Source organism: Hymenobacter polaris (genome assembly GCF_012927305.1).
GTDB lineage: Bacteria > Bacteroidota > Bacteroidia > Cytophagales > Hymenobacteraceae > Hymenobacter > Hymenobacter polaris.
Genome location: NZ_JABBGH010000003.1, coordinates 379,614 through 398,794 on the forward strand (window position 1 = coordinate 379,614; position 19,181 = coordinate 398,794).

Sequence of the window (19,181 nt, forward strand, 5' to 3'; positions counted from 1 at the left end):
AGTGACTAATGCCGTTTTCTCTTAAAAAAGAACGACATTAGTCACTCGTCATTAGTAGTTAGTCACTAAAAATTAGGCTTCTTCGGTTTGCAGCTGCCGCTCGTAGAGGGCGCGGTAGAGGCCGCCGGTTTCGGCCATGAGGGCGGCGTGGGTACCGTGCTGCACAATCTGGCCGTCGTCGAGCACCAGAATCTCGTCGGCCAGCTTCACGCTCGATACGCGGTGCGAAATAAGCAAGCTGGTGCGGCCCTTCATCACGCGCTGCAAGGCCCCTAGGATGGCATTTTCGGTCTTGGTATCGACGGCCGAGAGCGAGTCGTCCAGAATCAGAATCTTGGGTTCCTTCACCAGAGCGCGGGCCATGCTCACGCGCTGCTTCTGGCCGCCCGAGAGAGTGATGCCGCGCTCGCCCACCTTGGTGTCGAAGCCCTCGGGGAAGCGGATAATGTTTTCGTACACGTCGGCATCGCGGGCGGCCTGCGCCATGCGGGCTTCGTCGGGCTGGTCGAGGCCGAAGTTGATGTTGTTGCGAATGCTGTCCGAAAACAAGAACACATCTTGCGGCACGTAGCCAATTTGCTCGCGCAGGCTGGCCAGGGAGTAGTCGCGCACGTCGGTGCCGTCAATGCGCACGTCGCCGCTGGTGGTGTCGTAGAGGCGGCAAAGCAGGGCGGCCACGGTGCTCTTGCCCGAGCCAGTATTGCCGATGATGGCGAGCGTGCGGCCCTTGCGCAGGTGGAAGCTCACGTCGCGCAGGGCTCGGATGCCGGTGTCGGGGTAGGTGAACGACACGTGGTCGAACACAATATCGCCCTCCAGCTCCTTCGCCACCTCGCGGCGCGACACGATGTCCGTTTTCTCGTCCAGAAACTCATTGATGCGCGCCTGCGAGGCCTCGGCCCGCTGCACCAGGCTAGAGGTCCACCCTAGGGCCGTAACGGGCCAAGTAAGCAGGTTGACGTAGATGAGGAACTCGGCGATGGTGCCCGTGGTGATGGTGCCCCGAATAACCTCCTGCCCGCCAATCCAGACCGTAACCACGGTGCTGATGCCCACCAGAAACATGATGAGCGGAAAAAATAGCGAATTCACAAAATTGAGGCTCAGCGACTTATCTTTGTAGTCGTTGCTAGCCACCGTGAACTGCGCCAGCGAGTCTTGCTGCCGCACAAACGACTTGAGCACCCGAATGCCCGAAAACGCCTCCTGGGTGAAGGTGGTCATGGCCGCCAGCGCCCGCTGAATCTCGTCCGACTTGCGCTGAATCAGGTTGTTGATGTAGAAGATGCTGACCGACAGAATGGGCAGCGGCAGCACCGTGAGCAGCGTCAGCTTGACGTTGACGAGCAGCATGAGCGGCACGATGAGCACGAACAGCAGCACCAGCTGCAGAAAGTACATGATGGCCGGCCCCAGGTACATGCGCACCCGGCTCACGTCTTCCGAAATGCGCGACATGAGGTCGCCGGTGCTGTGGCGGCGGTAAAAAGCCAGCGGCAGCGACTGGTAGTGGCGGTAAATCTCGTTTTTCTGGTCGTTCTCAATCAGGCGCGACATCACGATGAGCGTTTGGCGCATGAAGAACAGAAAAATACCCCGCAGCAGGGCTAGGGCGATGATTAACATGCCGTAGAACAGCACGTTGCGCCCAAACACGTGGTACACTGCCGCCTGCGCGGGCGTGCCGGCAAACAGGTGGTAGAGGTCGATGCCCTCGTTCACCAGGTCGAAGGCGTAGCGCACGAGCTGGGCCGGCCAAATAGCCAGCAGCGTACTCAAAATAACAAAGAGCACGCCGCCGAGGAAGTGCCATTTGTAGCGAAAAATATGCGGGTTGACGGCGGCGAGGGCGCGAGCGGGCATGGGCAGGGCAGGGGCTAGGGCCGGAAAACCGCACCTTAACCGAAAAAAAGCGGGTACTTTTGTAGCCGCACTGGCGGCCGATGGGCGGGAGGCGTTCGCCTCGGCACTCTAAACAAAGTTACGCCCCGCAGTTTCCCGGCCGGGCAACCAGTTTTGACCCTAGGCCCTGCTTTCCTCCTATTATATTACTATGCGCCCGGCCTCCCGGCTGGCCCGCACCCCGTACTACCCCCATGCTTAACCGCCGCTTACTCCGTATCAAGGTCATGCAGGCGCTCTACGCCTACCAGCAGGCGATAGCGGCCGATTTACTGCTGGCGCAGGACCGCATCGCGGCCGCGTTCGAGCCCGACCTGACCGCCGATAAAGCCCCCGACCGCCGCTTGCTCGAAGGCCAGCGCAAGCTGGGCGAGGCCCAGCTGCGCGAGTGGCACCGCACCGGCGAACTGCCCGAAGCCGGCGCCGACGACCAGGCCGTGGCCAGCGCCGTGCAAGCGGCCATTGCCTACTACCAGCGCCTGGTGCAGAAGGAAGGCGCTTTCTACGGCGGGCAGCTGCTGCACGGCGCCGAAAGCATTCACGACCAATACCTGCACCTGCTGAATATGCCGCAGGCCCTGCTCGAAGTCATCACCGAAGACAATGAGCGCGAGGCCCGCCGCTTCACCGGCCGCCGCTTCGAGGCGGCCGACTCGGCCCGGCTGTTTGCGAACGCGGCCTTTGAGAAGGTGCGCGAAAACGAGCAGCTGCTCCAAACTACCATCAAGCACAAGCTGCAGTGGACGGATAGCGAAGAGCTGGAAGCCCTGCGCGAAGCCTGGCAGAAAGAAATAAAGCCCGACCCCACGGTACAGACCTACCTGAGCGGCAAGCCCACCGGCCTGGTCGAAACCGACTACGAAACCGATATGGAGCTGCTGCGCCACCTTTACAAGGAGTTCGTTTTCAAGGGGGAGGCCCTGCCGCGCTGGCTGGAGGCTAATGACCTGAACTGGGAGGAAAACCGCCCCATCGTGCGCAACCTGGTGCTCAAAACCCTGAAGATGCTGCCCTACCCGGCCGAGCCCACCCAGGAGCTGATGAACCTGAGCGCCAACTGGCAGGACGACCGCGACTTTGCCGAAACCCTGTACAAGCAAACGCTGGAGGACGACGCCAAATCCGAAAAGCTCATTGCCGAGTCGGTGCAGAACTGGGACGTGGAGCGCGTAGCCCTGCTCGACAAGATTATCTTGAAGATGGCGCTGTGCGAGATGCAGCTCTTCCGCGGCATTCCGGTGAAGGTGACCATCAACGAGTACATCGAAATCAGCAAGCTCTACAGCACGCCCAAGAGCAAGCAGTTCGTAAACGGTATTCTAGACAAGCTGGCGCAGGACCTGGCCGCCAGTGGTGATATTCGCAAATCGGGCCGCGGCTTGCTTGATAACCAGTAGCGTAGCGGCGCTTACGGCGTAGTACTTACTGCTAAATAGCCGGCGGGAGTATCTATTGCCCGCCTCAGCGCGTTAAGCAGTAAGTTGCCTTCAATTCTTTCTTTCCCACCCTCCTTTACCATCTGGCTGGTGCCAGGGGGCTAGGGGCCTCACCGCCGCCGGCCACCGGGCGTAAGCCGCTAACCTTATTACCTACCATGGCTAGCAAAACCACTACCGGCCTGCTCTGCTTCACGGGCGGCGCCCTGGCCGGAGCCACCATCGGCCTGCTGTACGCGCCCGAAACGGGCCGCGAAACCCGCTCCTGGCTCAGCTACCAGCTCGAGCGCTACCGCTCGGTGCTGGCCGAGCTGACCGAGAGCCTGGTGACGAGCCGCGACAACTCGCCCTCGTCGGCCAAGAGCGAAGGCCAGCGCGTCATCCAGGACGCTAAAAGCAAAGCCGAGCAGCTGCTCGACGACGTAGACCAACTCATCAACCAAATTAACTCGCGCAAAACCAGCAAGTAGGTAATGAGCGAACGGGCGAATGGCTGAATGAGCGACGGGCAGGTAAGAGCTTAACTACCTTATCTTTCCGTCGCTCGTTCAGTCATTCGTTTTTTGGGTGCCCCGGCCCTAGGCCGCTTGCTTCACCACTCCTTTTTTCTCGACTATATGCACCTCGTAACCCTTACGCCCGGCGACGGCATCGGCCCCGAAATCACCCGCGCCGTAGTGGATATTTTTGCCGCTGCCCAGGCCCCCATTCAGTGGGAAGAGCACAATGCTGGCATCACGACGCTCGAAAGCCAGGGCGAGCTCATTCCGCAGGGCCTCTACGACTCGCTGGAGCGCACCCGCGTAGGGTTGAAAGGGCCCATTACGACGCCCGTAGGCAAGGGCTTCAAGAGCATCAACATCACGCTGCGCCAGAAGTACGACCTCTACCAGAACGTGCGCCCCGCTCAAAGCACTGAAGGCATTAACACGCCCTTTAAAGGTATTGACCTGGTGCTGTTTCGGGAAAACACCGAGGGCTTGTACGCTGGCTTAGAGATATTTGACGAGCGCCTAGGCATTGCCGACACCCTGAGCCGCCTGACGGTGGAGGGCTGCCACAAAATTGCCCGCGCCGCCTTTAAGTACGCCACTGAGCACGGCCGCAAGCACGTGACGCTGGCCCACAAGGGCAACATCATGAAAAACGCGGGCCGCCTCATGATTGAGGCCTGCAAAGACGCCGCGGCCGAGTACCCGGAGGTGACGTTTTACGACGAGCGCATCATCGACAACATGTGCATGCAGCTGGTGAGCAAGCCCCAGCAGTTCGACGTGATTGTAACCACCAACCTCTTTGGCGACATCCTCTCCGACCTGTGCGCCGGGCTGGTGGGTGGCCTAGGGGTGGTAGCCGGCGCCAACATCGGCGACAACATGGCCATTTTTGAGGCGGTACACGGCTCGGCCCCCGACATTGCCGGCCAGGGCAAGGCCAACCCCACCGCCCTGCTGCGCTCGGGCCTGATGATGCTGGAGTACCTGGGCGAAACCGAGAGCGCCGCCCGCATCGAAAAGGCCCTCAGCGCCACGCTCACGCACCAAGGCCAGTGCACCGGCGACTTGGGCGGCCCTGCCTCTACGGCGCAGTTCACGCAGTTTATCATCGATAAGCTGTGAGTTTTCTTGGCTGTTAGCTTTTTCTAAAACAGACGGTCATGCTCATCTGGCGTCCGCTTGCCGAAGCATCTCTACCACGCCATTCAACGATGCGGTAGAGATGCTTCGGCAAGCGGACGCCAGATGAGCATGACCGTCTGTTTTGCTTTATGCTCTCTCACTCTTGCGGCGGTGCCCCAGGACTTGAGCTAGTGCGTATTTTTGCACCTACTGAAACAAGCTAACAGCTAGCAGCCAGCAATTGCTGGCGCAAAAAAATGACCCGACTTCTGACTACCTGCGGGCTGGCCGCCGCGCTGCTGCTGACCGGCTGTAACCGCGATAAAACCCCCGAGGCTGGCACCCAAGGCATGAACGCCGCCGCCGACGAGGCCGCTGCCGACGCCAAGGCCAACCCCACTATCGACAACCCCAACGTGGCCAGCGACACCGAGGCGGCCAACCCCAACGCCCCGGTGCTCACCTTCGCCGAAACGCAGTACGACTTCGGCGACATTAGGCCCGACTCGGTGGTGCGCCACACCTTCGCTTTCACCAACACCGGCAAAACGCCCCTGCTCATTGCCGACGCCACCGCCTCGTGCGGCTGCACCACCCCTAGCTGGACCAAAGAAGCCATTGCGCCCGGCGCCAAGGGCGAAATGCAGGTGCAGTTCGACAGCCGCGGCAAGCAAGGCCTCATCAACAAGCAGGTGAGCGTGCGGGCCAATACGCAGCCGGCCATTACCACCATTTATATTAAAGGCAACGTACTGACTGATAGCCAGTAGTTAGGGTGCGGCTGGGCCGCGGCCGGCCCTAGGGCCTGGCCGCCCAAGTGGGGCCTAGGGCCAGTGGGCAGCCGCCCGCGCCCGCCGCGTACTTTTACGGCTCTATTCACTTCCCCATGACTTTCCTGACTCTTTTATTGCAAGCTGCGCCGGGCGGTGGCTTCACGTCGCTGCTGTTTCCCATTCTGATTGGGGCTGTGCTATACTTCTTCATGATTCGGCCGCAGCAGCGCAAAACGGCCGAAGCTAAGTCCTTTCGCGAGTCGCTGGTGAAAGGCTCGCGGGTGGTAACCATTGGCGGCCTGCACGGCACGCTGGTGGAGGTAGGCCCCGAAACGGTACTGCTGGAGGTAGAGCGCGGCCAGCGCCTGCGCTTCGACCGCAACGCCATTGCGCGCCTGGCTGGCAGCCCGGCCACCGAGGCCACCACTACCGCCAGTCCCGCCTAGGTTATGCCCACCCCTGCGCCCGCGCCGCGCCCGGCCCCGGCCAGGCTGGTGCTGCGCCGGCTGCTACGCCCCCTGGCCGCGCGCGAGTCGAGCTTTTACCGGGCCGTGCTCATTTGCTTCGTCATTGCCGGCACGCTCTGGATGCTGCGGGCCCTAGGGCGCAGCTACACCGCACCGCTCGACTACCCCATTAGCTGGCGCTACGATGCCCGCCGCTACCACCCGGCGCGCCCGCTGCCCGCCGCCGTGCCCGTGGAGGTGCGCGGCACCGGCTGGCGCCTGCTCACGCGCTCGCTGGGCCTGCACCTGGCGCCCGCCGACGTGCGCCTGCGCCTGCCAGGCACGCCGCCCCTCAACCGCTCGGCCATGCGCCCGCCCCTGCGCCGGGCCCTGGGTACCGTGCGCCTGATAAGCCTGCCGCCCGACTCGGCCACCTACTACCTGCTGCCGGGCGGGCAGCCCGCGCAGCCTTAACTTAATACGTAGTTAATTCCGCCATCTCACCATTTCACTGTATGCGGCGCATTGGTATCACCGGCGGAATTGGCTCGGGTAAGAGCGTGGTGGCGCGGCTGTTTGCGGCGCTGGGCGTACCGGTGTACGACTCCGACTCCCGCGCCAAGTGGGTGATGGCCCACGACTTGGTGCTACGCGCGCAGCTGCTGGCCGCCTTCGGTGCCGATACCTACGGCGCCGACGGCCAGCTCAACCGCCCCTACCTGGCCCGCGTGGCCTTTGCCGACCCCGCGCGCCTAGCCCAGCTCAATGCGCTAGTGCACCCTAGGGTGGGCGAGGATTTTGCCGCCTGGTCGGCGCAGCAGGCGGCAGCCGGCCACGCGTATGCCCTCAAGGAAGCCGCGCTGCTATTTGAGTCGGGCGCCTACCAAGGGCTGGATAAGGTGATTACCGTATTTGCCCCGCCCGAGGTGCGCACTGCCCGCGTGCTGGCGCGCGACGCGCACCGCACCGCCGCCGACGTAGCGCGCATCATTGCCCAGCAGCTACCCGAAACCGAGCGCCTAGCCCGCGCCGACTACGTGGTATACAACGACGACTCGCAGCTGGTGATACCTCAGGTGCTGGCGCTGCATCAGCAATGGGCGAGGGAGTAAATGAGTAAAGTAGGCGGTCATGCTGAGCGCAGCCGAAGCATCTCTTCTGAACAATGCCCCTAGGGTACTCCTGGCGGCGCGGTAGAGATACTTCGGCTGCGCTCAGCATGACGTTCTTTTTACTCACTTGCCCATTTACCGAATAATCGGATAGCGCTCGAAAGGCCTGTCGATGAACAGCTTGCGGTAGGTGGCGTGCGTTTTGATGACCTTGGCCCCGATGGCGCGGATGGTTACCATCATACGCGGGTTGAAGTCACCAATCCAGTTCATTTCGGTAGTGCGGTAACCCGCGGCCGGCACGGGGTCCTGCGTCGAGGCGATGAGGGCCATGTCGAGGCCTTTGTTTTGGTGCTCCGGCACCACGCCGTAGATGATGCCGAGCATCTTCTTATCCCGGCGGCGCGTGTAGCGCCAGCGCTCGTACAGAAAACGCACTTTGCCCAGCAGGTCGAGGCGGTGGCCGACGTGCTTGAAAATCTGGTTTAGCTCGGGCAGGTTCACGTAAAAAGCCACCGGCTCGCCTTGGTAATACACGAAGAATACGATTTTATCGTCGAGCACCGGCTTCAGCTCGCGCACGATTTTGCGGGCCTGCTCAAGGGTCATCTCCTGCACGCCGGCGTGCTTGCCCCAGGCCAAGTTGTAGACGTGCAGAAAGTCCTGGGCCAGCTTCTCAGGTTGGCTAGCGTCGGCGTGCCGAAACTCGTAGCCCGCCGCCAGCGCCTCATCCAGCAGCTTCCAGAAGCGGGGGTGCAGGGGCTGGTCGTCGCGGTGCGTAGCGCGCGAGCTGGTGAACTGCTTGAAGTACAGCTGAAACCCGTAGTTCTCGAGCAGTTGCTGGTAGTAGGCTGGGTGCCAGAACATCCCGTAATTGGGCTCCTTATCGAAGCCGTCAATCAGCACGCCCCAAAATTTGTCGCGGTCGCCGAAGTTGATGGGCCCGTCTACGGCCTCCACGCCCTGCGCCCGCAGCCAGTCGCAGGCCGCATCGAGCAGCAGGTTGGCCGCCGCCTGGTCGTTGAGGCACTCAAAGAACCCTAGGCCCCCTACCGCCAGCGTCGGGTCGATGCGCACGGTGCTAGGGTTGATAAAGGCGGCCACGCGGCCAATAACCTGCTGCTGGCCGTCGAGCAGCAGCCAGCGCCGGGCCTTACCACCGTTGGCGAACAGCTTGTTCTTTTTGGGGTTGAATACATCATCTACCTCATTGTCAAGCGCCCCGATGTAGGCGGGCTCGTGGCGGTGCAGGCGGTGCGGCAGGGCAGCGAACTGCCGCTCGTGCCGCCGGGTGGTTACTTCCTGGATAGTCATCGAAGCAAAAATAGCCGGTTGAAGCTGCCGGTGGGCCTAGGGCGCAGCCTCCAAAACATTCGCCCCGCCAAACTCGTTTTAGCGGCGCACCTTAGCCAGCCGCCACCCATGCAACCCGCGCCTCCCGCCCAGCACCGTCGGCTCGCCCGCCTCAATGCCTTTATTGAGCGCCAGGACCGCATCGTCTACATCCTGCTCATCGTCACGGCCGCCATTGGCCTGAGCTGGGTTATCTGGCGCCACCAATATTTGATTTACCGCGACCAGCACCCCACCAGCGTGGCCAAGCCGGTACCGTCGCCACAGGCTGCCAGGTAGGGTTCGCACCGTATTCAGCCTGATAGACTTAGGGGTATTTATTTCTCGGGCAGCTCGCCAAACAACCGCCCGGCGCTGCTTGTCGTACCTTTGTAGGTATCGGCCAACTCGTTGGCCGGTCCGGCGGCGCTGGCTGCCACTATACCTTGCCTGCTCCGATGATAGTTGAACCCGGCCCGCTCCTGGCGGCGATATCCTCGCCCGACGACCTCAAAAAGCTCTCGCCCGAGCAATTAGTGCAGGTTAGCGCCGAGCTGCGCGAGTTCATCATCGACACGGTAAGCATCTACGGCGGGCACTTCGGCGCCTCCCTAGGGGTGGTGGAGCTGAGCGTGGCCCTGCACTACGTCTTCAACACGCCCTACGACCAGCTGGTGTGGGATGTGGGCCACCAGGCCTACGGGCACAAAATTCTGACCGGCCGGCGCGACCGCTTCCCCACCAACCGCCGCTACGGCGGTATGTCGGGCTTCCCGAAGCGCAGCGAGAGCGAGTACGACGCCTTTGGCGTGGGGCACAGCAGCACCAGCATCGGGGCGGCCCTAGGAATGGCCGTGGCTTCGGATTACAAGAAGGAGTTTGACCGCCAGCACATTGCCGTGATTGGCGACGGGGCCATGACGGCGGGTATGAGCTTCGAGGCGCTTAACCACGCCGGCGACATTCGCAACAACATGATTGTCGTGCTCAACGACAACTGCATGAGCATCGACCCCAACGTGGGCGCGCTCAAGGAATACCTGACCGACATCACCACCTCGCGCACCTACAACAAAGTGCGCGACGAGCTGTGGAACGTGCTCGGCAAGCTCAGCAAGTTTGGCCCTAACCCCCAGCAGATTGCCCGTAAGGTGGAGGCCGCCATGAAGGCTACCCTGCTGAAGCAGAGCAACTTGTTTGAGGCGCTGAACTTCCGCTATTTCGGCCCCGTGGACGGGCACGACGTGCAGCACCTGGTGGCCGTGCTCAACGACCTTAAGCGCATCCCGGGCCCCAAGCTGCTGCATTGCGTCACGGTGAAGGGCAAGGGCTACGCGCTGGCCGAGAAAGACCAGACGCTGTGGCACGCGCCCGGCTTGTTTGACAAGATTACCGGCGAGATTTTCACCAAAGTCCCCGATAAGCCGCAGCCGCCGAAGTACCAGGACGTATTCGGCCACACGCTGCTGGAGCTGGCCGAGGCCAACCCCAAGATTATGGGCGTGACGCCGGCCATGCCCAGCGGCTCGTCGCTGAACATTATGATGGCGGCCATGCCCGACCGCGCCTTCGACGTGGGCATTGCTGAGCAGCACGCCGTGACCTTCTCGGCCGGCCTGGCCACGCAGGGGTTGGTGCCGTTCTGCAATATTTACTCGTCGTTTATGCAGCGCGGCTACGACCAAGTGGTGCACGACGTGGCCCTGCAAAACTTACACGTAGTCATGTGCCTCGACCGCGCCGGCTTTGCTGGAGCCGACGGCCCCACCCACCACGGCGCCTACGACCTGGCCTATATGCGCTGCATTCCCAACATGGTGGTATCGGCGCCCATGAACGAGCAGGAGCTGCGCAACCTAATGTACACCGCCCAGCTGCCCGAGAACGCCGGCCCCTTCAGCATCCGCTACCCGAGGGGCGAGGGCGTGATGCCTGCCTGGCGCACCCCGCTGCAGCGTGTGGCCATCGGCACCGGCCGCGTGGTGCGCGAGGGCGAGGAAGGCGGCGTGGCCATTCTCAGCATCGGCCACATCGGCAACTACGCCGTGCGCGCCACCGAGGCCCTAGGGGTCGAGGGCCTCGACGTGGGCCACTACGATATGCGCTTCTGCAAGCCGCTCGACGAGGAGCTGCTGCTGGCCATCGCCCGCCGCTACCGCGCCATCGTGACCGTGGAGGACGGCTGCCTGCAAGGCGGCTTCGGCTCGGCCGTGCTGGAGTTCCTTAGCGAGCAGGGCGTGAGCCTGCCCACCCGCCGCCTCGGCATCCCCGACCGCGTAGTGGAGCACGGCACCCAGGACCAACTCTACAAAGAGTGCGGCTTCGACGCCGAGGGCATCGCGCAGGCAGTTAGAGAAATGAGCGCCAAGGTGGCCGAGGTAGGCCGGCTGGTAGGATAGGGCCCTAGGGGTAGTTTGGTATGTGAAGCCCCGTGGCGCATGCTACGGGGCTTTTTCTATTTTACCAAAAACGATGTGGTCGGTGACAAGCAGCTCGACTGCCACGGAGTTACCTACCAGTTTATTCAATTGCAGCTTACGCGCCTCAATAGCGGCACCTTGCGGCGGCCGCTGCTCTGTAAAGCCGACGCACGCAATGGCCTGTACCGCACTGTGCGGTGCGATAATACCGACCTGTAAAAAATCATTGATTGCAGCGGCCAATTGCAAAATACAGTCTTTTATGCGGTCGGTGCGACGACGATAATTGCCATGCTTGAACTCCACGAAGTGAATTTCCTCACCGCAAACCAGCGCGCAGTCGCAACGAGTTGCGTCGCCGGAGCTGTACAGGCAGTGGTCGATGGCAACCAGGTGTACCAGTGCCGCGGCTGGATTATGCACCGCTAAGTCGGTTTCCTGCGGGGCATCTACCCGGTGGCGGCAGGGGTGGTTGCCTTCCGGGTCGTACACGTGAAATAGCGCGTCAGTATGGCTGCTGAGGCAGAGGGCGTGGCGCGCGGCAAAATGCGCCGTTATTCTCTCAATCATTTCAGCGCGACGCCCTTCGATAAGCGAATCAGGTTATCGAAGGCATCAGCGGCATCGCCAGACAAGCCATCCAGGCCATTGTCATCAATCAGCCCTAGGTCCTCATTTACCAGCGAAATAACCCCGCCATTCTCGACTTGGTAGCAGGCAAATTCCTTCGGATTTATCCAGCTCTCGCGGGGCACCAACTCGGCTACCTCATCGGCCCGCTCAGGATGTTGCTCGGCTACTTGGTAGGCGTAGAGCAATAGGTTGAGGTGGGAGAGAATATAGGGGCTATGCGTGGTTATCGTCAGGTCGTTTTCGCCTTTCGTGCATTTCTCCACCAGCCAGTTTAACAGGCCTTGTTGGGCGGTGGGATAGAGATTTAATTCAGGCTCTTCGATGATGAAGCTCTGCGCCTGCTCGGTATTGCGGTTTAGGTGTTCTATGAGTACCAATAGCGGCGTGACAGATTGCATTCCACTAGATGTTTCAAGTAGCATCAATGGCTCTTTCCTGTTAGGAATTTCTATGAAGTCTCGTCCATTAAGATGTAAATATTTGGCATTAAGAAAATGAATATCTAATTCAGATACAGTTTTCCTTGATAGTGAAAAGCTATTGGCGAATTCTAAAATTAATATTGATAAGCCAATATTGTCTTTTAATAATCCTGCCCATGAATATTCTATAGATGAAATAAAAGTTCTTTCAGCTGGAATATAAATTTGCTTGCTGCTTGTAAAATGATGTCCATGATTATTTTTTAATAAGTTTCTTACTTCTGTTATTAAATTATATAGTGTATTTTCGTTTTCTTGTAAGATTACTTCATCAATATTGTTTAAGTCTTTATAGTTTTGGCTAGGCATGCTATTAATAGTGTTAAGAACTTTTTCGCCAATTGATTTTAGGTCACGGCGTATATCTTCTTCACCCTCAGAATTGATTCTAGCATCATCTCTTTTTCTTGAAGAAATCTTTAAATTGCTATCAAAAAGCGATGTGATAGTAGCTGTAGAAAATTGCAGATAAGAATTATTTTGCATATAATTATTTATTGAATAATTTCTAAGAATTTCGCTCAGCTTTGATTCAAAATATATGCGCTCATCATGGAACACTGCCGCCAGCTTCGCTAGCGTACTCTTTCCGCCACCAGTAGGCCCAATAAATACCGTTACCCGCTTGAAGTCCACGGTGGCGTCTTTAATCGGGCCGAAGTTTTTGACGATTAGCTGCTCGTTCATGGCGGTAGGCTGGAAGGGGAGTTGCTTCAAAAGTACGAGGGTAATTAACGCAAAAGCCCCGCAGCGGGGTGGCTGCGGGGCTTTGCTGCCTAAGCCGGGCCTAGGGCACCTGCACCACGATTTTGCCGAAGTGGGCGCCGCTGCCCATGTGGTGCAGCGCCTGCTTGGCCTAGGCGAAGGGAAGGTGTGGCTAGTAGTCAGATAAAGGCAAAAATGCATTAGTGACGGGCTACTGCCCCCGGTACAACGGCGTCGCATCCAGCCCGAATACGTCGCGCAGGGCCCGGCGGGCGGCCCAGTAGCCGCAGAGACCGTGCACGCCCCCGCCGGGCGGCGTGGCCGACGAGCATAGGTAGAGCCCGCGCAACGAGGTGCGGTAGGGCGAGGCGCGCAGCACGGGGCGCGTAAATAACTGGCTGATATCCAGTAAGCCGCCGTTGATGTCGCCGCCCACGTAGTTGGGGTTGTAGTCTTCCATCTGGGCGGTGTCGAAGGTGTGGCGGGCCAAGATGCGCTCCCGGAAACCGGGAGCAAAGCGCTCAACCTGGGCCTCGATGGCGGCGGTCATGTCCTGGCGCGAGCCGTTGGGCACGTGGCAGTAGGCCCAGGCGGTGTGGCGGCCGGCGGGCGCGCGGGTGGGGTCGAAGGGGCTTTGCTGGGCCAGCAGCACGAAGGGCCGGGCCGGGTGCTGGCCCCGCGCGGTGGCCTGCTCGCCGGCCGCGATTTCGGCCAGCGTGCCCCCTATGTGCACGGTGCCAGCCTGGGCGCACGCGGCCGCCGCCCACGGGATGGGCTCGGCCAGGGCCCAATCAACCTTGAACACGCCCATGCCGTAGCGGTAGCGCCGCAGCTGCCAGCGGTAGAGACTCGAAAGGCGGTGCCCGGCAATTTGCAGCAGCTGGGCGGGCGTTACGTCGAGCAGGGTGGCGCGGGCGGTGGGCAGCTGCGCCAGCGAGCGCACGTAGGTGTTGGTTTCGATGCGGCCCCCTAGGGCCTGGAAATGGGCGGCCAGCGCATCGGCAATGGCCTGCGAGCCGCCGCGGGGCAGGGGCCAGCCCTGGCGGTGCGCCGTGGTCAGCAGCACTAGGCCAATGGCGGCGGTAGCCACGTTGCTGAGCGGCTGGATGGAATGGGCAGCCATGCCGGCCAGCAGGCCTTGCGCCGCCGCCGTTTGGAAGCGCCGGGCCAGCACGGTAGCCGGCAGCAGGCCCGACAGGCCGAACTGCGCCAGCCAGAGTGGGTGGCGGGGCAAGTGCAGCGGGGCCAGCACATCGGGGGCCAGGCTGGGCCAGCGGGCCACCAGCGGGGCCAGCAAGCGGCGGTAGGCGTCGGCATCGGGCCCCAGGCCGTCGGCCGTGTCGGCCAGCGAGGCGGCGAGGGCGGCCGTGTTATCGTCGAAGGGATGGGCGGCGGCCACGGGCGGCGTGACGTATTCCAGGCCGTACTGGGCCAGGGGCAGCGTCTGAAAAAAAGGCGACGCGGCCGCCAGCGGGTGAATGGCCGAGCAGATGTCGTGGCGGAAGCCGGGCAGCGTCAGCTCGGCCGTGCGCAGGCCGCCGCCAATCGTCGGCTTGCCTTCGAGCAGCAGTACCGACAGGCCGGCCTGCTGCAGCACGATGGCCGCCGCCAGCCCGTTGGGGCCGGAGCCCACCACCACGGCGTCGTAATCGGGAGTACTCATGCTGATAAAATACGCTGATTTATAACAAGTTGCTCGGCGTGACCACTTTTGAGTCAGTCTTAAACTAGCTTTCGCTAAAGGCCATTTACAGAAAGGCCGTTTACAGAAGGGTAGTACGGCCACGCCGCCTGGCCGGCTGCTTTTGCTCTACGGTGCCACCCAGCCGTAGGCTTGCAGAAAAGCCAGCAGGCGCGGGTCGTCGGCCGAGAGGGGTATCAGCCACAAGCCCAGGCGCTCGCGCTGCCACCAGCGGCCCTGCGCATTGCCGGGGCGGGCGAAGCGGTAGCGGTAAAGCACGGCCCGCACGTAGCGCGGCGGGCGGGTGGGGAAGGGGTTAGCGGCAAACAGGCTGAGGGCCCTAGGGTCGTTGCGCAGCAATTTGGCCAGCAAGTGCACCGCCCAGGGATATTGCTTGGGCGTGCCCATAGCGGCAAACCAAAGCTGCCAGTCGAGGTGCAGTTGGTAAGGCGCCACCTGGGGTGGGCGCTGGGTGAGGGCTACGGGCAGGCCCTTGTAGGGGTAGGGTCGCCAGCGCGAATTGTCGCCGGAGTTGTCGTCCAGAGTGCCTTCAAATACGATGTTCAGGCGCTGCTGGCCCACGGTGCCGAAGGCGCCGTAGGTATTCACCAAATCGAAGGGGTCGAAAGAGGTATTCATCACCTGCTGCGGCGACACTAGGTTGAGCACCGGCCGGATGCTGAGCACCGCCAGCACCGCCGTAGCGACCCAGGCAGCTACTTGCAGCGGGCGCGACACCTCGGCCTGGGCGGCGGCCAGCTGCGCCCGGCGCACCAGCCGGCCGGGCAGCACCCGCGCCCAGAAGCCGTCGTCAAAGCAAGCCAGGGCGGGCAGTATCGTCAGCCAGTTCAGGAACGAGAGGTTGCCGCTGAGCAGCAGAATGAGCTGCAAGCCAATCATGACGCCGCCGGCCACCTGCCGGGCCACCCGCGGCCCAAAGGCGAAGAAGGGCGCCCCCAGCTCGGCCAGCCAGTTGTACCACACGCCGGCCCGCAGCACGGCGTGCGGCAGCAGGTGAAACCACCGGCTCAACGGGCCCGGTAGGGGCTGCGTTTCAAAGTGGTAGTAGAGGGCCGTGGCATCGAGCCAACTGGCGTCGCCGCGCAATTTTATCAAGCCCGCGCCCAGCATAATGCGCACCACCAGCCACCGGAACAGCACGATAATGGGCTGCGGCGGCGCAGTGCGCGGGAAGGGCCGCCCATCGAGTAGCGGGCACAGGAAAATGGCCAGAAACCCGGTTTCGCAGAGCTGGATTTCCCAGCCGTAGCCGTACCACTCCTGCCCCACGTGCACCAGCGACAGGTACAGCACCCACAGCACGGCCAGCAGCACCGCGTTGGCGTAGCCGGCCACTACGGCGCAGCTCAGCCCTAGGCCCACCCAGGTGGCCGCGAGCAGCGCCGCATCGGAGTGCCAAAACCAGAACAGCGACGGCAGCCGCGCGAAGCCCGCGCCCGTGCCGCCCAGCGCCTCGCTTACCTGCTGCAAATAGGGCCCCACCGGCAGCAGCCCATCGGCCCCAATAAGCGGCAGCACCTGGTTGATAGCCACCAGAAACGCCACGGCGTAGAGCGCGCCCAGCAGGCGCAGCAGCACGAAGCGGGTGAGCCAGTAGGTAGGCGGGGCGGCGGGCACCCCTAGGGCCGGTTGCCGGTTGCGAGCCATGGGCAGGAAGCCGCCGCAAAAGCCAGCGGGCGGCTACCCCTACATACTGACGATGCGCGCCGGGGTTAAGGCGCAGCTTGGCCGCAGGGCGAAGTAGCGCTTTGCCCCAGGGCGCGGCGAAAACAAGCGCCCCCAGAAGCTTGTCTTACCTAGGCGAGCACTTGCTCGTGCTGCTTTTTTTCTTACGCTTTTCCACGACTACGAATGGCAACTACCACCGCATCTTATCCCGCCACTTTCACCCTAGGGGGCGACCTGACTGTAAACCGCCTGGGCTACGGCGCCATGCGCATCACCGGCGAGGGCATCTGGGGCCCGCCCCAGGACCATGCCGAAAGCATTCGGGTGCTGAAGCGCGCCGTGGAGCTGGGCGTCGATTTCATTGACACTGCCGACAGCTACGGCCCCAACGTGTCGGAAGAGCTGATTGCCGAGGCCCTGGCACCCTACCAGTCGGGCCTGGTAATCGCCACCAAAGGCGGCTTGCTGCGCACTGGCCCCAACCAGTGGCCCGTCGATGCCAGCCCCAAGCACCTCGAAGAAGCGCTGCACGGCAGCCTTGAGCGCTTGAAAGTAAAGCAGATTGACCTCTACCAGCTGCACCGCATCGACCCCAAAGTGCCGGCCGAGGACACGTTCAAATTCCTGCAAAAAGCCCAGCAGGACGGCTTGGTGAAGCACATCGGCCTCTCGGAAGTGGACGTCGACCAGATTAAGCACGCCCAGCAGTTCTTCAAGGTGGTATCGGTGCAGAACATGTATTCGGTAGACAACCGCAAATGGGAGCCGGTGCTCGACTACACCCGCGAGCAAAATATGGCCTTTATTCCGTGGTACCCCATTGCGGGCGGCAATAAAGAAGCCCTGGCCGCCCTCGACGGCGTGGCCAAGAAGCACGGCGCCAGCACCCAGCAAATTGCCCTGGCTTGGCTACTGCACCACTCGCCCAACATCCTGCTCATTCCCGGCACCTCGAAGGTGAAGCACCTGGAAGAGAACATGAAAACCGCTGATATTCAGCTGAGCGCCGATGACATGGCGGCCCTCGACAAAATCAAAAGCGCGTAACTAAGCGCCGCGCCGCTTACGTATGCAGTAGCAGCCTGCCCTAGGGGTGGGCTGCCCCAGCCCGGCCCGCCCGGAGCAGGGCGCTGGCCGCCCCGCTCCGGGCGGTTTCGTTGCTGCCGCCTTTTCCACCCCTTGCCCGCCATGCCTACCCGCTTCTCGCCGTACCTCCTGCTTCTGGCCTTCGGGCTGGGCCTAGGGGCCTGCTCGTCGTCCGAAAACTACACCCGCACCGATAGCCGGCCGGGCCTCGACCTGAGCCGCTACCACACCTACAACTTCATGGATGCGGTAGCCCGCAACGACTCGGCTTTTCAAAGCTCGGGCTCCAACATCTTCGACCTCAAGCGCTCAGTGACGCGCCAGATGGAGCTACGCGGCTTTCGGCTGGCGCCCAACCCTGACTTGTGGGTGAACATTGGCATGACGAACGAGCAGCGCACCCAAACCCGCGAAACCAACTTGGTGTCGGACCCGGCACCGGCTTACATCGGCCAGCGTAACTACCATTGGCATGCCACCAACGTGCCGGTAGGCACCTACCAGCAGGGCACCGCCACCATCGACCTGGTAGATGCCGCCCGCAAGGAATTGCTCTGGCAGGGCGTCACTACCAGCATCCTCTCCAATAATCCCAGCCGCGCTTCCAAGTCCATCGACAAGGGCGTGGCCGAGGTGTTTGCCAAGTTGCCGGTGGCTAGCGGCCCAGTGCCGAGCGGTCAATAAGCTGCACCACGTCCTTGGTTGAAACCGCCTGGCCGGTGGCGGCGGCGCGGTAAATGGCTTCCAGCAGCTGCACGTCGCGCAGGCCCATCTCGCCGGGCACGCGGGTGGGCTTGTTTTGCAGGATGCACTGGGCAAAGTCGTCCATCTGGGCGGCCTGCTGGTTAATATTGGGCAGGTCGAGCTTGCCATCACCGGCGCTGGTGCGGCCAGCCAGCCCACCGTAGCCAAAGGCCGGCTCCAACTCAAACCAGCCGCTGGGCGTTTCTGCCCGCAGGCGGCCCTGCATATTTTCGGTGTAGCTGGTGCGGCAGTCGGCCACCGAGTTGTCGGCAAAGCGCATCTGCCAGCTCAGCGCCGCCTCCACGTCCTGAAACAGTTGGGGATTAGGGTTGGGGCCAAACTTGGCCGTGACCGAAACCGGCACCTGGCCCTTGGTATAGAGGCAGCCCTGCACGCAGTAAATACCCATGTCCATGAGCGGGCCGCCGCCACTCAGCTTTTTCTGCACGCGCCAGGGCGTGCTGCCGGCCCCAAACTTGAAGCCGTTGTCGGCCGCCAGATGCCGAATGGCGCCGTAGGCCTGTTGCTGCCCCAGGCGCATCATGGCCTGGTTGTGGGGCTCGAAGTGCAGGCGGTAGCCCACGCTCAGCTGCTTGCCCGCCCGCTGGCAGGCCGCAATCATGCGGCGACAATCGGCCACGGAGGTAGCCATCGGCTTTTCGCAGATGACGTGCTTACCCGCCTGGGCCGCGCGCACCACGTACTCGGCGTGCAAGGCATTGGGCAGCACCACGTACACGATGTCAATATCGGGGTTGTCGACCAGGCGGTCGAAGGTTTGGTAGTCGTAGCAGTTCTTGGCTGGCAAGCCGTACTGCTGCTGCCACCGCTGGACCTTGGCGGGCGAGCCCGTGACGACGCCCGCCAGCCGGCAGTGCTGGGTTTGCTGCAAGGCCGGGGCCAGCTGGCCGGTGCTGTAGTTGCCTAGGCCCACCAGCGCAATACCCAGTTTGCGGTCGGCCAGCGGGGCCGCCCAGGCGGCGGGGGCCACCAGCGCCGCGCCCGCCCCTAGGGCCAGCTGGCGCGCAAAAGTCCGACGGGAGGGCAGCAGCGGGGAGGTTTTCATTTTCATAAAGAAGGGGAAAAGGAAAGTAAGGCAGGCGCGGTAGGCTGCCAGGTAA

The 19,181-nt window shown here is 62.0% G+C and carries 19 protein-coding genes; 12 read left to right on the forward strand and 7 right to left on the reverse strand.

Annotated elements, in window-relative coordinates:
• Window positions 1–72: 72 nt before the first annotated feature.
• Entirely contained in the window at window positions 73–1,863 is a 1,791-nt protein-coding gene (locus HHL22_RS18035) for an ABC transporter ATP-binding protein (RefSeq protein WP_169532793.1), read from the reverse strand.
• 233 nt (window positions 1,864–2,096) lie between these two features.
• On the opposite strand from HHL22_RS18035, the gene nusB reads away from it, so the two are divergent.
• The 7 genes from nusB (at window position 2,097) to coaE (ending at window position 7,288) form a co-directional block, all read left to right on the forward strand.
• Window positions 2,097–3,299 (forward strand): transcription antitermination factor NusB, encoded by a 1,203-nt coding sequence (gene nusB / locus HHL22_RS18040; protein WP_169532794.1) that lies wholly within the window; start codon window positions 2,097–2,099, stop codon window positions 3,297–3,299.
• A gap of 197 nt (window positions 3,300–3,496) precedes the next feature.
• Window positions 3,497–3,808: a YtxH domain-containing protein gene (locus HHL22_RS18045; RefSeq protein ID WP_169532795.1), complete on the forward strand. Its 312-nt coding sequence runs from the start codon at window positions 3,497–3,499 to the stop codon at window positions 3,806–3,808.
• Between the two features lie 147 nt (window positions 3,809–3,955).
• The gene (locus HHL22_RS18050) at window positions 3,956–4,957 is read left to right on the forward strand and encodes an isocitrate/isopropylmalate dehydrogenase family protein (RefSeq protein WP_169532796.1); all 1,002 of its coding nucleotides are present in this window, start codon (window positions 3,956–3,958) and stop codon (window positions 4,955–4,957) included.
• Window positions 4,958–5,214: 257 nt separating this feature from the next.
• Window positions 5,215–5,727, forward strand: a complete 513-nt coding sequence (locus tag HHL22_RS18055; RefSeq protein ID WP_169532797.1) for a DUF1573 domain-containing protein — start codon at window positions 5,215–5,217, stop codon at window positions 5,725–5,727.
• 116 nt (window positions 5,728–5,843) lie between these two features.
• A complete protein-coding gene (gene yajC, locus HHL22_RS18060) occupies window positions 5,844–6,176 on the forward strand; it encodes a preprotein translocase subunit YajC (RefSeq protein WP_169532798.1) in 333 nt (110 codons plus the stop codon).
• A 3-nt stretch (window positions 6,177–6,179) separates the two neighbouring features.
• Window positions 6,180–6,650 (forward strand): hypothetical protein, encoded by a 471-nt coding sequence (locus tag HHL22_RS18065; RefSeq protein ID WP_169532799.1) that lies wholly within the window; start codon window positions 6,180–6,182, stop codon window positions 6,648–6,650.
• A gap of 41 nt (window positions 6,651–6,691) precedes the next feature.
• Entirely contained in the window at window positions 6,692–7,288 is a 597-nt protein-coding gene (gene coaE, locus HHL22_RS18070) for a dephospho-CoA kinase (protein WP_169532800.1), read from the forward strand.
• A gap of 135 nt (window positions 7,289–7,423) precedes the next feature.
• Here the strand turns inward: coaE and HHL22_RS18075 are convergent, their stop codons facing one another.
• Entirely contained in the window at window positions 7,424–8,602 is a 1,179-nt protein-coding gene (locus HHL22_RS18075; protein WP_169532801.1) for a hypothetical protein, read from the reverse strand.
• Window positions 8,603–8,710: 108 nt separating this feature from the next.
• On the opposite strand from HHL22_RS18075, the gene HHL22_RS18080 reads away from it, so the two are divergent.
• Window positions 8,711–8,920: a hypothetical protein gene (locus HHL22_RS18080; RefSeq protein WP_169532802.1), complete on the forward strand. Its 210-nt coding sequence runs from the start codon at window positions 8,711–8,713 to the stop codon at window positions 8,918–8,920.
• A 158-nt stretch (window positions 8,921–9,078) separates the two neighbouring features.
• Window positions 9,079–11,019 carry a 1-deoxy-D-xylulose-5-phosphate synthase gene (gene dxs, locus HHL22_RS18085; protein WP_169532803.1) on the forward strand — a complete coding sequence of 647 codons (1,941 nt, stop codon included), beginning with the start codon at window positions 9,079–9,081 and terminating at the stop codon, window positions 11,017–11,019.
• 42 nt (window positions 11,020–11,061) lie between these two features.
• On the opposite strand, the gene HHL22_RS18090 is transcribed toward dxs, so the two are convergent.
• Both HHL22_RS18090 and HHL22_RS18095 read right to left on the reverse strand, forming a co-directional pair.
• Window positions 11,062–11,610, reverse strand: coding sequence for a hypothetical protein (locus HHL22_RS18090; RefSeq protein ID WP_169532804.1), 549 nt, complete (start codon window positions 11,608–11,610; stop codon window positions 11,062–11,064).
• Entirely contained in the window at window positions 11,607–12,872 is a 1,266-nt protein-coding gene (locus HHL22_RS18095; protein ID WP_169532805.1) for an AAA family ATPase, read from the reverse strand. The genes HHL22_RS18090 and HHL22_RS18095 overlap by 4 nt, the downstream gene beginning before the upstream one ends.
• A 52-nt stretch (window positions 12,873–12,924) precedes the next feature.
• Here HHL22_RS18095 and HHL22_RS24280 point away from each other — a divergent pair, with 52 nt between their 5' ends.
• Window positions 12,925–13,047, forward strand: a complete 123-nt coding sequence (locus HHL22_RS24280; protein WP_262888396.1) for a hypothetical protein — start codon at window positions 12,925–12,927, stop codon at window positions 13,045–13,047.
• 24 nt (window positions 13,048–13,071) lie between these two features.
• Here the strand turns inward: HHL22_RS24280 and HHL22_RS18100 are convergent, their stop codons facing one another.
• Together HHL22_RS18100 and HHL22_RS18105 are read right to left on the reverse strand one after the other, a co-directional pair.
• Window positions 13,072–14,523, reverse strand: a complete 1,452-nt coding sequence (locus HHL22_RS18100) for a phytoene desaturase family protein (RefSeq protein WP_169532806.1) — start codon at window positions 14,521–14,523, stop codon at window positions 13,072–13,074.
• Window positions 14,524–14,670: 147 nt separating this feature from the next.
• Complete coding sequence (locus HHL22_RS18105) at window positions 14,671–16,209, reverse strand: lipase maturation factor family protein (RefSeq protein WP_169532807.1); 1,539 nt, start codon at window positions 16,207–16,209, stop codon at window positions 14,671–14,673.
• Between the two features lie 204 nt (window positions 16,210–16,413).
• Between HHL22_RS18105 and HHL22_RS18110 the strand changes: the two genes are divergently transcribed.
• Together HHL22_RS18110 and HHL22_RS18115 are read left to right on the forward strand one after the other, a co-directional pair.
• The gene (locus HHL22_RS18110) at window positions 16,414–17,277 is read left to right on the forward strand and encodes an aldo/keto reductase (protein ID WP_169532808.1); all 864 of its coding nucleotides are present in this window, start codon (window positions 16,414–16,416) and stop codon (window positions 17,275–17,277) included.
• A 141-nt stretch (window positions 17,278–17,418) separates the two neighbouring features.
• Entirely contained in the window at window positions 17,419–18,000 is a 582-nt protein-coding gene (locus tag HHL22_RS18115) for a DUF4136 domain-containing protein (protein ID WP_169532809.1), read from the forward strand.
• Here HHL22_RS18115 and HHL22_RS18120 read toward each other — a convergent pair.
• Complete coding sequence (locus HHL22_RS18120) at window positions 17,972–19,132, reverse strand: Gfo/Idh/MocA family protein (protein WP_241738174.1); 1,161 nt, start codon at window positions 19,130–19,132, stop codon at window positions 17,972–17,974. The two genes, HHL22_RS18115 and HHL22_RS18120, sit on opposite strands and share 29 nt — an antisense overlap.
• Window positions 19,133–19,181: the final 49 nt, after the last annotated feature.

Coding starts and splice junctions, on each gene's coding strand:
- HHL22_RS18090 (WP_169532804.1), bottom strand. CDS start 11,610: ATGATTGAGAGAATAACGGCGCATTTTGCCGCGCGCCACGCCCTCTGC.
- HHL22_RS18120 (WP_241738174.1), bottom strand. CDS start 19,132: ATGAAAATGAAAACCTCCCCGCTGCTGCCCTCCCGTCGGACTTTTGCG.
- HHL22_RS18055 (WP_169532797.1), top strand. CDS start 5,215: ATGACCCGACTTCTGACTACCTGCGGGCTGGCCGCCGCGCTGCTGCTG.
- HHL22_RS18075 (WP_169532801.1), bottom strand. CDS start 8,602: ATGACTATCCAGGAAGTAACCACCCGGCGGCACGAGCGGCAGTTCGCT.
- HHL22_RS18100 (WP_169532806.1), bottom strand. CDS start 14,523: ATGAGTACTCCCGATTACGACGCCGTGGTGGTGGGCTCCGGCCCCAAC.
- coaE (WP_169532800.1), top strand. CDS start 6,692: ATGCGGCGCATTGGTATCACCGGCGGAATTGGCTCGGGTAAGAGCGTG.
- HHL22_RS18045 (WP_169532795.1), top strand. CDS start 3,497: ATGGCTAGCAAAACCACTACCGGCCTGCTCTGCTTCACGGGCGGCGCC.
- HHL22_RS18050 (WP_169532796.1), top strand. CDS start 3,956: ATGCACCTCGTAACCCTTACGCCCGGCGACGGCATCGGCCCCGAAATC.
- HHL22_RS18110 (WP_169532808.1), top strand. CDS start 16,414: ATGGCAACTACCACCGCATCTTATCCCGCCACTTTCACCCTAGGGGGC.
- HHL22_RS18065 (WP_169532799.1), top strand. CDS start 6,180: ATGCCCACCCCTGCGCCCGCGCCGCGCCCGGCCCCGGCCAGGCTGGTG.
- HHL22_RS18080 (WP_169532802.1), top strand. CDS start 8,711: ATGCAACCCGCGCCTCCCGCCCAGCACCGTCGGCTCGCCCGCCTCAAT.
- yajC (WP_169532798.1), top strand. CDS start 5,844: ATGACTTTCCTGACTCTTTTATTGCAAGCTGCGCCGGGCGGTGGCTTC.
- HHL22_RS18035 (WP_169532793.1), bottom strand. CDS start 1,863: ATGCCCGCTCGCGCCCTCGCCGCCGTCAACCCGCATATTTTTCGCTAC.
- dxs (WP_169532803.1), top strand. CDS start 9,079: ATGATAGTTGAACCCGGCCCGCTCCTGGCGGCGATATCCTCGCCCGAC.
- HHL22_RS18115 (WP_169532809.1), top strand. CDS start 17,419: ATGCCTACCCGCTTCTCGCCGTACCTCCTGCTTCTGGCCTTCGGGCTG.
- nusB (WP_169532794.1), top strand. CDS start 2,097: ATGCTTAACCGCCGCTTACTCCGTATCAAGGTCATGCAGGCGCTCTAC.
- HHL22_RS18105 (WP_169532807.1), bottom strand. CDS start 16,209: ATGGCTCGCAACCGGCAACCGGCCCTAGGGGTGCCCGCCGCCCCGCCT.